Genomic DNA, 12,274 nt, shown 5'->3' with positions numbered 1-12,274 from the left:
CTTGCGATGCCCCCGTGGCATGAGTGGTGGTTGATGTCCCCGACATTTTATGGAACAGCCAACTAACAAAGTCAAAGGACAATCTGCAGCAAGGCTAATGCAGCTTGACGCGTTACGCGGTCTTGCAGCGGTTGCAGTCGTGGTGTACCACTACACGGTTTTTGCACCTATGTCCGGTGTCCAGGCTGCAGGTTTTCATGATGGAAAATACGGAGTCCATCTGTTCTTTATGATCAGTGGCTTTGTAATCTTGATGTCCGCCTCGCGTCAGTCCAGTTCTACACGCTTCCTGTGGGGAAGATTTGCTCGTCTCTATCCTGCCTATTGGGTAGCATTGTTGTTGTCTGTCGCTGCGGTCCTCGTCTCCGGTTTGGTCCCCGAAAGGCCACTTTCTCTTGGTGTTGTGATTGCGAATGTCACGATGCTGCAGACCGCATGGGACGTTCCAAACGTCAATAGTTCGTTTTGGACGTTGTATATTGAGTTGTTGTTCTACCTTTGCGTCGCGCTTACGCTCGCGATCCGTCGGATTCAATGGTTGCCTTGGGCGATGGCGGCTGTCGTGCTGTTCGATACTTTGGCTGTATTTCCTCAGGCTTGGGACCGGGTGCCCGGATGGTGGAAGTTGCCGCTTTATTTCCCCCTGCTTCGCCATCTGTACCTGTTCACCTTCGGTGTTTGGGTTTACCAAGCCCGTACGCGTTGGTCTGCGATGTTACCAGTCGTTGCAATGCTTTGCTTGTTAAACGCGTACGGACGTGGAGTCGAGTTGTATCCGCTAGCGATCATTGCCTCTCTGGGCTTAGTGCTCTATGCGGCCTCGTCGGGGTGGTTGGTCTGGCTAGAGAATCGTTGGCTGATTTGGTTGGGCACGATTTCCTATTCGCTGTATCTAGTGCATGAAAACGTCGGCTATGCGATTGTTCGCACCGCCACCAAGCACGGTTGGCCACTATGGAGTGGGCAATGGCTGGCGGCATTAGTTTCCGTGCTGGTTGCTGTCGTGGTGACATACAGTGTGGAAAAGCCGGCGCATCGAATACTCCGGCGTTGGGGGGCAAGCCACAACCATTCGGATGAAGTTTTTACGTCCATGGTTGAGCAACGCAATGCCAAGCGAGTTGTCTTATGAGTACCCTGCGTATCTGTCTTGCCGCCCGTTCGCCTTTTTTGGGCGGCGCGGAAGTCGCCTGTGAACGATTGGCTGTTGGACTTGTCGAGGCGGGGCATGAAGTGGTGGTGCTCACAGGCTTTGAAAACGAAGTGGCTGAGCGCTTTCGCTTGGCGGGTTTAGACTGTCGTGTCTATGACTTACCCATGCGAGACAAGTGGAAGCTCCCGCGTTATTTAAATTCACGCCATCGGTTGCGGAAATTCTTCCGTGCCTTCCAACCCGATATCATTCACAGCAATGACTTGCCTACCCATCAGATCGTCTCCTCGGCAGCGGTGAATTTGAACATCCCCCGCGTCTGCCATCACCGGTTCGTTTACGATAAGAACGCAATTGACTGGATGAATCGCGCCGGGGCCGAACAGCATGTTTTTGTCTCGAGATATCTGATGGAAACGCTGCAGCAAGCATCGCCAAGATTAGCCAGGCAAACGGGATGTGTGCTGTACGACGGCTTGCCTCTCACAACGGTGCCTTCTGCAGATGCTCGACTTCGAATGCGGCAGCAGTTGGGATTGCCTGCCGATAAAGTCATCGTGCTGTATGCGGGGCAGATCGTGGAACGCAAAGGGGTTTCCGATTTGATCAAGGCTTGGTCGTTGTTGGCGCATCCTGTACGTGAAATGGCCGAATTGTTGATTGTGGGCGACGACATTCAGCATGCCGGCGCCTACCGACAGGCCATGGAGCAACTGGCTGCCGAACTTGGGGTCGTGGCGCAATTCAAAGGTTTTCGCAAAGATGTACCTGCGTGGCTGACCGCATCCGATCTAGCGGTTGTGCCTTCGCGTATCGAACCGCTTGGCAATGCCACGTTGGAGGCGATGGCTTATGGACTGCCTGTAATCGGCGGCGATACTGGAGGGATACCTGAAATGATTGTTGACAACGAAACCGGATGGTTGTCGCCAGTCGCAGACTCTCCTGCGTTGGCCGCTCTCCTGACAACTGCCATAAAGAACCGTGCGGAACGGGAAAAGATGGGACGGAATGGACGTCAGCGTTGCGAAACGCTTTTCAGCCTACAAGCCCATGTACGGTCCGCGGTCGAAGTTTATAGCAGCGTTAGAGTAAGAGTTGAATGATTGTGCTAAATGACTCTGTCGCAGACTGCGTGTCGATCGTAAAGACCAATCGCAAGGTGAACTCCGGGCGCGGCGAGAACTCCGCCGATCATGTGTTGCAGAACAATAGTGTTGGGTGAGCAAAGCAAGGTGGATTCAGTGAAGTTATTCTATTATTGCAACAAAAAGTTTCCAAACTTCGGCGACGAGATCAATTCATTTTTGTGGCCACAACTATTCGGTGATGTATTTGACGAACGGGACGAAGATCTCTTTATTGGAATTGGTACGATTCTGGATCAGCGCATTCCGGCGCTCGATAAAAAAATTGTTTTCGGAGCCGGAGTTCGAAGTATTGCATGCTTACCAGCAATAGACGAAACGTGGGACATTCGCTTTGTGAGAGGGGAAAGGTCCGCTGCGGCACTTGGAAATTGTGAATCGATCTGTGATGGTGCATATTGTTTGCGGCTATTGCCTTGGCCGGTTTTGAAAAAAAGACACAAAGTCTCTTTTGTACCGTGGTTTCTTAACCGGGGACTAGAGTGGAAGCTTGCCTGTCGGAAAGCTGGTTTTCACTACATTGATCCATGTAGATCCGTCTGTGATATCATAGATGAGATTCGGTCGAGCGAGTGTATCATTGCAGAAGCGATGCATGGCGCCATCGTTGCTGATTGTTTTCGTGTCCCATGGATACGTATCAAATCATTGCAGCACCAAATTGAGGCAGAAGGTGTCACGGAGTGGAAGTGGGCAGACTGAGCAAGCGGCGTTGGGGTGTCAAGTGAAGTTGAGTCGCCTGTAATCTCGCCTCGAATCCGTAAACGTGCTTGGGTGAATCCCTTGTGCGTTCAGGACGCTGTAGTTGAAAAAGCCACCGCGCTCAAGCTGGCGATTCGAAGCCGTCCACAACTTAGCACGGACTTTCGTCTAGACGAAATTTTGGAAAAGCTCGACGCAGAGGTCGTAAAGTTGCGAGCCGACTGGAATTGACCGTGGACATCGGTTATGAGATTTCACGCGTTTGATTGGTGGCTGCATACAATAGTATTATCACTTGTTATGTAAGTTGCTTCAAGTTCTGAATAATATTTGCGGACTTTGCACAGGCAAGTATTTTCTTTTCACTGCGAAATGTGAAGCGACTGAGCCAGGCCGGAAATGGCATTTACGCGTTGGCTCAAAGTTCTCACAAGACTTTGTTTGCATGGACAACCTTAGCGAAAATCGATCCGTACGGGCGGTAGAATCCGATAGCGACATGCAGGTATTTCTGATCACTTCCTGGAAACGCAACGAGCCTCCACGAAACGGTTCGGACTTGCGGTTGCTATGTCTTGAACAGGCTTGCATGTCTTCCGATCGGATTGACACGCAAGTCGTAGATCATTTTCCCTATGCTGCTAACGGTGGACGAGCGTCCGAGTTGGCGGCGCGTTGGGGGTGGTTGTTCTTCCCCAATTCGCGGTTCGCGGCAAAGGTTGCCGCAGCCCAACGAGACAGTGATGTAGTGGTATTGCATCGCTTGGGAGCCGCGTGGGCATCGGCTCCATCTGACCTGGCGAAGTGTATCGTGGATGTCGATGATATTCCGTCGCAGATTTGCGAACAGGGACTCTGTCGTGGCCCCAGGATCCTTGCGCCGCTTAAGTGGTTACGTTTCTGCTGGGTCCGGCAAGCCGAAAAACAAAGCCTCAAGCGGTTTGGGGCAGTTCTCGTTTGCAGTGAGGACGATGCGCGGTATTTAGGGCTTGATAACGTTCACGTCGTACACAACGCGTTCCCGCGTGAAGCAATTGTAAGTGACGATTCAACTGCGATTGAACCCTCCGATTTGCTGTTTGTGGGCGAACTAGCGTACAAGCCCAATGAGCAGGGATTGCGTTGGTTTATAGAGCATGTGTTCCCGAAGATTCGACGGAAGCGACCTGGGACGACGCTGCGTGTCGTGGGGCGAGTACCTGCCAAAATACCGGATGCTTGGGACTGGCGGTTCGCTGATGGAGTGGAGTTCGTCGGCTCAGTTCCCTCGATTCCCCCCTACCTCGATTCAACGACCCTCAGTATTTGCCCGCTGTTGGAGGGCCGTGGAACGCGTATCAAAATATTGGAATCATTGGCGCTGAAACGATGTGTGGTGAGCACGACCATCGGGGCATACGGCCTAGCACTTGGGAAGGATTCGGGAGTTTGTCGTGCTGACGCAATAGAAGACTTTGCTGAGTGTTGCGATCGACTCCTATCCGACCCGGAAACTCGCATTCGAGCCGCGGAACAAGGACAACGTATCGTGCGTGAACTATATTCGCCGGAGTCAGCGATGCGTTCGTTTTTGTCCGTTGTTAAAACTGTGGGCAGAAATCGAGAGGCGTTGCAATGACAGTGTGCGTTACATCTCAGGGAGATCTCCTACGGCAGGGTTTTATTTTTAGACCGTCCTGCTCCTTAATTCATGGCTGAGCAAGCAATCGACCACCACACCGGAATCGGCAATTGGCATGCCTTTCCGTTCCCGCTCGAACGTCTCTACCACGCCGCTGCGGATTGGCAGGCGGCAGTACGGGGCATCGAACGGCCCTGGTTGTGCTGGCACGTCAACGACCACTGGACGATGCTGCAAACCCGCCTCGTCCAAGCCGTTGGCTGGACGCCTGTCGTCGGCTTCGACCCTCGGTTTGGTGCCCCGTCGGCAGCGCTCGATGCCGTGGTCGTGGACTTCAATCGTGGCTTCGACCTGCCACTGATGTACATGCATTTTCCGCTGGAATTTGCCTTTCTCTGGACCCCGCGGCTTGCGTTCTGGCATTCAGATCTACTGTGCCGCATGGATGTGATGGAAAGACTCGCCAGAACGTTTGAAGCTCTGACCGATGGACAGATCGCCGCCGTGCGAGATCTGGGGGGGCGACGAAATTGGCTGAATTTTCGAAAGCATCGGTATTGGGAGCTGGCAGCGTGCACGACGGCGGCGGCCAGCGAAGATCAATTTCGCCACGGTACCGGTTGGTGGCAACGTTTTGATTGCCATCCGAATTGCCCCAGCGACCGTGAACGCCGACGGAGGGCGAAACACTACTACGACCACGGTACCGGAATCATGTACTGGCGCCGGCACTGCGGTGGGGACGTTGTGCCGCTCGATCGCCCCTCCTTGGAAGAAGGGCACTGTACGTCGATCAACCATCCGGATTATAAACGTTTGGAACACGTTAGCCGTAAATTATTGGGCAAGGAGCTGACACTGAATTTTGACCTGCAGGAAACGGCCCAACGGTTAGATATCGGCCACCTGGTTGACTCACCGCGATAGCTTTTCCAATCCTATGCTTGGTCTCCTCTTCATCTATCCCGCCTTCCTGGGAATCTGCCTGGCCGCAATCTTCCGCCCATGGATCGGAGTGGTAGGGTTTTATGGATTTGTCCTTCTAGAACCGAATTGGAACTGGCGATGGTCGATTCCTCAGGACCAGCAATTTCAACCCTACATCGCCGCTGCCACGTTGATTGGATTCATGTTGTCTGGCATGCAAGGGAACCGCCTCTGGGGCAAATCGCAGTCCGCGTGCCTGTGCCTCGTTGCGTTCCTCGCATTAGCCTTTGTCAGTATGAACCAGTCGATCGCCCCCGAGGCGAGTGCGTTTTACATGAGCAATTTTTGGAAGATCGTGCTGATGGCCCTCATGGCCGTCGTATTGCTCGATTCACCAAAAAAGATCTACATCATGTTGTGGGTTATGATCCTGGCGCAGGGGTATAGCGCATTTCGAATCAATGAACAGTATTTCCAAGACGGGTTTTCCATGTACGCAAACCGGCCATGGGGGACCAAGGGGGACAACAATCTGTACACGATTATGACGGTTCCGATTGCCGGTTGTTCCGCGGCGATCGCCTTGTTTGCGACGGGATGGTGGATGCGAGGGATCGCAGGTGGAATCTTCCTTCTGCAAATTCATCAGATCATGTTGATGGAATCTCGCGGCGGCATGTTGGCTACGGTTGGCATGATGGGCATTGTGGCCGTTAAGATGCCACGCAATCGCTATACGTTGAGCGCCGCTGGGCTCGGCGTGGCGGCAGCCATGGTGTTGGCGGGACCGCCGGTTGTCAAAGAATTCATGTCCAGTTTTGAATCAACCGAAGATCGTGATGGATCGGCAGAGAGTCGGTTTAAATTGTGGAAGGCTGGGGCTGCGATCACGTTAGACCATCCCCTGCTGGGCGTGGGGCCCTACGCAGGAAGTCGTCTGGTGCCTAAATACTACGAAGGTGGACTCAAGACGGAAAACAAGGGGCTGCATAATCTGCTGTTCGAGATTTCCACGGGTTGTGGCATACCAGCGGCGATATTGTATTTCTCCTTTTTTGGGATCGCCTGGTTCGCGGCCTTAAGTCTCTCAAAGACGCTGGTCTTCGATGGCGAAGAGGGGATATGGATCGGCACGGCAATCCTAGCGGTTGTGGCGGGATTGCCTGGTTACCTTGCCGCCAGCATGTTTTCCAGTGGCGCGATGTTGGAGTCGTCCTATCTATTGGGTTCGGTTGGCCTCGCGACTTGGATTGTCGCAAACCGCATGGCCGTTGAACCCGCTCTAACCGATTTCGGCGACCAGCCTGCCACAGAAACGCTTGATGCATAGGGTTTATTTGTCGGAGATTTTTCCGCCGACGCATGGCGGAAGTGGACGCTGGTTGTATGAGCTAGCTCGACGTCAGCCGCGCGATTCGACCCTTGCGATCGTCGATCGGTTAGCGTCTGGAGCGGACGAACTTGTGGACGCAGATAGCTGGATTCGGCGAATTGTTTTTTCACTTGCAGACACCGGCGGATTGTCACCGCGCGGCGTTTGGGGGTATTGGCGTCTGCTACGACGTATTGCAGCCGAACTGCCATCCCAAGAGAATGTCGTGCTCCACGCCGCTCGTGTGCTCCCCGAGGGTTGGTTAGCCTATCTGCATTCGATGCGAACCGGAACTCCGTACCATTGTTACGCGCATGGCGAGGAATTGAACCTCCAGGGAAGCGAGGACGGAGGGGTGATGGCCAGTCGGCAACATCGCTGGATGGCGCGCAAGGTACTCTGCCGGGCTCAAGGGATGATCGCAAACAGCGAAAACACGCGACGGATACTGACCGAGCAATGGAACGTTCCTGCGGGTAAAATCACCGTTCTAAATCCGGGCGTTGATACGCAAACATTTTGTCCCTCCGTTCGAAACTTGAGCGTCCGGTATGCTTTAGGCTGGAACGATGCTCCCGTCGTCCTGACGGTGGGGCGATTACAGAAACGCAAGGGGCACGATCAAATGATTCGTGCCTTGCCTGAAATCCTTTCTGCGATTCCCAAGTTGAAATATGCGATCGCGGGCGATGGCGAAGAACGCCAAGCACTTCACGCTTTGGCAGCGGAAACGGGAGTATCGACGTCGATCTGTTGGCACCCCAAGGTGTCCGACAGCAGCTTATTGCAGATGTATCAGCAATGCGATTTGTTTGCGTTACCGAATCGCCAGATCGGAAGCGACGTGGAGGGCTTTGGGATGGTATTGCTGGAGGCCGCGGCCTGTGGCAAAGCAACGATTGCAGGCCGTTCGGGAGGAACCTACGAAGCGATCGAAGATGGCGTGACCGGCCGGTTGGTCGATGCACGTTCGCCTCATGAAATCGCCTCCGCAACCGTTCAGTTACTCCAAGATTCGACGGTCAAAGACTCGATGGGCCGTGCCGGCCGGCAACGGGCCAAGCGAGAATTCGATTGGTCGGTGCTGGCGAACCGTGTCTGAAACGACGAACCAGTTGCTGGTCTTTTCCGATGATTGGGGGCGGCACCCGAGCAGCTGTCAGCATCTCGTCGGCGAGCTGTTGCCCGAGCTCTCGGCGACCTGGGTCAACACGGTTGGGATGCGCCCGCCGCGATGGGACCGAATGACGGTTGCACGTGGCGCTGAAAAGCTGCATCAATGGTTGTCGGCCGCAGACCAAGTCTCTGCCGCCCCGCTCCCCGCCGCCCTGGCAATTCGCAATCCAACGATGTGGCCCTGGATGTCGCACCGCTGGGACCAGGCGTTGAACGCACAACTGTTGACACGGCAGTTGCACGATGTCTCCGATGGGGCGATCGCGGTGACGACAATCCCAATCGTTGCCGATCTCGTCGGCCGGCTGCCGGTCCGGCGTTGGGTCTATTACTGCGTCGATGATTTTTCCGTCTGGCCCGGGCTCTCCGCCAATGCGATGCGGATGATGGAACGCTCGCTTTTAGAAAAAGTCGATTGTGTCGTCGCCGCTTCTGAAAATCTCGCCGATGCGATTCGTCCTCTGCATCCCAACGTCTCGATCTTGACCCACGGGGTCGATTGCGATTTCTGGGCGAAACCAACCGGGGAACCGCCGGCGGAGATCGCTTCATTGCCGGGTCCGCTGGCTGTTTTTTGGGGTGTCGTCGACCGGCGGATGAATGCCGAATGGGTCCTCGCTCTGGCCGATCGGATCAACTCGGGGACGATCGTATTGGCGGGACCTCAACAGGATCCCGATCCGCGGCTCCTTTTGCATCCGCGGATCGCCGCGATCGGTCCCGTCCCATTTGCTCAATTGCCCGCGTTGGCTCGTCAGGCGTCGGTGTTGATCATGCCTTATGCCGACCTGCCGGTCACCCGCGCGATGCAGCCATTGAAACTGAAAGAATACCTGGCGACAGGTGTTCCCGTCGTGGCGGCCTCGCTGCCAGCGGTCAGCGATTGGCGAGATTGTCTGGAGATGGTCACCAATAAACAAGAATTTGTCGCCGCTACGATTCAGGCGATGCAACAGCGCGAAGCGGGATCGTCAAAACGAATTGAGCGGCTTGCTGCGCGGCTCGCCAGCGAGAGTTGGCAAGCGAAGGCGGCACAGTTTCGAACTCGGATACTGCCCACCAGTTAAGTTGCGTTTGCAGTGTCGCATACGCAGTGGCCCCGGGGGGATGGCGATGACTCGACTCTACTTTCATGTGGCTTCCGGCCGCCTGCAATCGTCTCTTCGTTCCTACCGGTTGCTGTTTGCGAATGCCAACACCGTTTTGTCGAACATGGAGAACGGGGGCGCCCAGCCAATCGCCTACTTCCAATTGGGCGTTATCTCATCCATTTTTGTTGTAAGTGGCTGACAGGTTGCCCCTCTTGTGGTATGCTGCTGCAACGCCGCTTCGCCGACCGATCTACCGTTTCCTTTCCGTCTTCTGCAAAGTGTGATGCTATGAACGTGAAAAAAGAGAATCTACCGATCAAATCGGAAGACGAATGTCTGTTTGCGGACTCCGACAACATCAAATCGATGAAGCAACGCCGGCGGATGTTGCTCACCGCCGCGATGGCGGGCGGACCTTTGATCGTGGCTGGATCGGCTCAAAAGGCCTACGCCGACGGAGGCGGTTCAGGCGTATCGGGCGGCACGATCACCGACACGGATGACTAGTCGATCCGTTTCTCAGCTTCTTCAACATTCAAAACCACTGATGCTCTCCGAACAGGAAGCTTCACAGGGTCCACCGTTGGACTTAAAGTCATCGACAGCGTCCTTTCGCTGGCGAATTCTGGTCGACGACTTGGTCGTTGAAGCACTCTCGGAGCATGAATTTGCCGTTTATAATCCGCGTTTTGCGGATGCCTTCTTGCTCAACGCCATCGATGCCGAAATCCTTCGTATTCTGAACAGGGTCCCCTCTTCCGCTGCCAACCAGCAAACGTTGGTCGGCGAAGTATCTGTGGCGCTCGACCTGCCGATTGACCATCAGCTGTCGCAGTATGTGGAGTTGTCGTTGGGCCAGATGGCGGAAATCGGAATTGTTTATGTGGAAGTGACAAATTGAGCATTGGTGAGGCGACGCTTCGTGAAGTCCGGCGGCGATTGAGAGGCAACGGGATCGGATTGACCCTGGGGCTCTATGAGTTTCGATTGCAGTCTCCCATTGCTGAAATTGCCGTTGGCGTGCACCGGTTGTATCCCCACCATCCGCTGAGGGATCCGGCCGATTTCTCAACGTTCCAAGTGCGACACGATCCGACAATCGTTCGTGGAAAACGAGGGGTGATATCAACGGTCAATGGTAAAGTTTGGCACCAATGGCCAGCGCGGCTGACCGTCGGTGCGATCGAGTGGATATTCAGCCACTGCATATTTCGCGGTGCGGATGATGCATTGGCGGTACATGCAGCTGCAGCGGTGCGTCCCGGTGGAAACGGCGGCGCGATCGTTTTTCCGGGGCAATCGGGAGCGGGGAAAAGTACGCTGGCGTCGACGCTAATGATGTCGGGCTGGGGCCTGTTGAGCGACGAGATCTCGCTGTTCGATCTCGCTGACTTTCGAATAACCGGCCTCGGTCGCCCGACGATATTGAAGGGGCATTCATTGGAGATGATGTCCCAGCGTTATGGAGAAAGGGCCGTCTTTGGTCCCTCGGGAAGGATTCTCGATCCACCAGTGCGGGTCGCCCATCTATTGCCCACCGAGGAGACGCGGAAGCTCTCGGGTCAACGTTTTGCGCCCGTCGCGATCGTCTTTCCACACCGTTCTCCAAATGTCGAACTGCAACTGAGTCGCGTTGAACGGGGGACGTTGTTTTCCAGGCTATTGCAACATGGATTGAACTTCCGCTTGCTCGGGAAGCGAGGGTTTGAATTTGCTGTTGAACTTGCCAAGCACTTGCCCGCTTACGATTTGGTCTACGACGACGCCGCCGATGCAGAAAAATTCCTGCGTGACAACTCTCTATTCGATGACATTCCATCCTTGGGCTTGACCGAGTCTTCAACGGGTCGTGCTGCACCGCGGAAAGGGCCAGCATCATCTAATATTCGCAAGCCGCAGACGCGTGAAACGCCGTCGCAAAGCGTTCCAAAGTTGCATCGATCGGCGAGTCCTCCACACGGTCCGGCGATTCGCGATGTTGGCGGAGTGGCCGATGGTTTGCAATTGTTGGTCGAAGCTCTACATACGCCGGATTTACTTGCAGAGCTGACACTTAAGCAATGGAATCATTTGATATTAATCGCCAATCACACCGAGTTGTTGCCTCGGATTGCCCGGCGGCTCTCCGATCCTGAACTTTTCTCTTTACCTGAGGTGGTTCAACACGTTTTGCTGCGAGTGAATCAGCGAGAGGAATTGATTCGCAAGACGGTCGAATTCGAATTGCTTCATCTGCGGCAATTTCTACTTGCGGTTTGTGACCGGGTCGTCTTGTTGAAGGGAGCTGCCTATATCGCCGCCGATCTTCCGTGGGCACGGGGACGAAACACCAACGATCTCGACCTGCTGGTTCCCGAGGAATCGGTTGCTTGCGTCGAGCGTGCTTTGGTCGATGCGGGATATCAATCGGACGAAAAGATATCCGACGCGGATGCTCGGTACTATCGACGCTGGCTTCACGAAACGCCACCACTGCACCATCCCTATCGACGATTAGAACTCGACGTTCACTTCCGTTTGTTGCCCCGCGCTGACCCAAACAGTTTTTGTGCGGACGAATTCATCGAACGCTCGGTCCCGATCGCTGGAAGTCCATTTCGGATGCTCGATCCGATCGATCGAACACTGCATGCGATCATCAATATTGCTCACATCGGCGATTACCGACGCGCTTATCGGGATCTATGGGACATCTATTGCTTGATCGAAGGTGGACCAGGAAATCCGCACGGGAACTCCGCGACGCCGTTCGATTGGGACATTTTCGCAAAGCGAACCACCCAGCTTGGCATTGGTCGCGCTGTGGCGACGATATTGCTTTTGGTCGCTGACCTAGTCGGACGTGGTCGGCCCCAGCACGTCTGTCAGCTGTTGCTACAGGAAAGACCAGAGAGGATGCGGCGCCGGCGATTATACAAAGACATGCGGCGAGCCGCCGTACCCGACGGACCCACATTGCGTTCCAGGGGCCGCCGGTTCGCGATGTGGAAGATGGAGCACTACCCGTTGCCTCGCTTCCAAACCTGGTTGGATCCTTTGACTTGGACAAAACGCATCCAATTTACCAAAGACGTTTGATCCACC

General features: G+C 54.7%; 11 protein-coding genes. All 11 read left to right on the top strand.

Annotation, left to right across the window (positions count from 1 at the left end):
• The first annotated feature begins 49 nt into the window (after nucleotides 1-49).
• The 11 genes from EC9_RS12110 (at nucleotide 50) to EC9_RS12060 (ending at nucleotide 12,268) form a co-directional block, all read left to right on the top strand.
• Nucleotides 50-1,132 (top strand): acyltransferase family protein, encoded by a 1,083-nt coding sequence (locus EC9_RS12110; protein WP_145345500.1) that lies wholly within the window; start codon nucleotides 50-52, stop codon nucleotides 1,130-1,132.
• Nucleotides 1,129-2,259: a glycosyltransferase family 4 protein gene (locus tag EC9_RS12105; RefSeq protein WP_145345498.1), complete on the top strand. Its 1,131-nt coding sequence runs from the start codon at nucleotides 1,129-1,131 to the stop codon at nucleotides 2,257-2,259. Before EC9_RS12110 ends, EC9_RS12105 begins: the two co-directional genes overlap by 4 nt.
• A 138-nt stretch (nucleotides 2,260-2,397) precedes the next feature.
• Nucleotides 2,398-3,003, top strand: coding sequence for a polysaccharide pyruvyl transferase family protein (locus EC9_RS12100; protein ID WP_218934755.1), 606 nt, complete (start codon nucleotides 2,398-2,400; stop codon nucleotides 3,001-3,003).
• 445 nt (nucleotides 3,004-3,448) lie between these two features.
• Nucleotides 3,449-4,621, top strand: a complete 1,173-nt coding sequence (locus EC9_RS12095) for a glycosyltransferase (RefSeq protein ID WP_145345494.1) — start codon at nucleotides 3,449-3,451, stop codon at nucleotides 4,619-4,621.
• A gap of 72 nt (nucleotides 4,622-4,693) precedes the next feature.
• Nucleotides 4,694-5,551, top strand: coding sequence for a hypothetical protein (locus EC9_RS12090; protein WP_218934754.1), 858 nt, complete (start codon nucleotides 4,694-4,696; stop codon nucleotides 5,549-5,551).
• 295 nt (nucleotides 5,552-5,846) lie between these two features.
• Nucleotides 5,847-6,881: an O-antigen ligase family protein gene (locus EC9_RS12085; RefSeq protein ID WP_218934753.1), complete on the top strand. Its 1,035-nt coding sequence runs from the start codon at nucleotides 5,847-5,849 to the stop codon at nucleotides 6,879-6,881.
• Nucleotides 6,874-8,025 (top strand): glycosyltransferase family 4 protein, encoded by a 1,152-nt coding sequence (locus EC9_RS12080; RefSeq protein ID WP_145345490.1) that lies wholly within the window; start codon nucleotides 6,874-6,876, stop codon nucleotides 8,023-8,025. Before EC9_RS12085 ends, EC9_RS12080 begins: the two co-directional genes overlap by 8 nt.
• On the top strand, nucleotides 8,018-9,166 hold the full coding sequence (locus EC9_RS12075; RefSeq protein WP_218934752.1) for a glycosyltransferase: 1,149 nt from the start codon (nucleotides 8,018-8,020) through the stop codon (nucleotides 9,164-9,166). The genes EC9_RS12080 and EC9_RS12075 overlap by 8 nt, the downstream gene beginning before the upstream one ends.
• Nucleotides 9,167-9,478: 312 nt before the next feature.
• Nucleotides 9,479-9,697 (top strand): hypothetical protein, encoded by a 219-nt coding sequence (locus EC9_RS12070; RefSeq protein ID WP_145345486.1) that lies wholly within the window; start codon nucleotides 9,479-9,481, stop codon nucleotides 9,695-9,697.
• Nucleotides 9,690-10,091: a hypothetical protein gene (locus tag EC9_RS12065; RefSeq protein ID WP_145345484.1), complete on the top strand. Its 402-nt coding sequence runs from the start codon at nucleotides 9,690-9,692 to the stop codon at nucleotides 10,089-10,091. The genes EC9_RS12070 and EC9_RS12065 overlap by 8 nt, the downstream gene beginning before the upstream one ends.
• The gene (locus EC9_RS12060) at nucleotides 10,088-12,268 is read left to right on the top strand and encodes a nucleotidyltransferase family protein (protein ID WP_145345482.1); all 2,181 of its coding nucleotides are present in this window, start codon (nucleotides 10,088-10,090) and stop codon (nucleotides 12,266-12,268) included. Before EC9_RS12065 ends, EC9_RS12060 begins: the two co-directional genes overlap by 4 nt.
• Nucleotides 12,269-12,274 lie beyond the last annotated feature (6 nt).

Source organism: Rosistilla ulvae, from assembly GCF_007741475.1.
Classification (GTDB): Bacteria; Planctomycetota; Planctomycetia; order Pirellulales; family Pirellulaceae; genus Rosistilla; species Rosistilla ulvae.
Note: the sequence above shows the minus strand (reverse complement) of the source record. Positions and strands in the feature narration are given on the sequence as shown.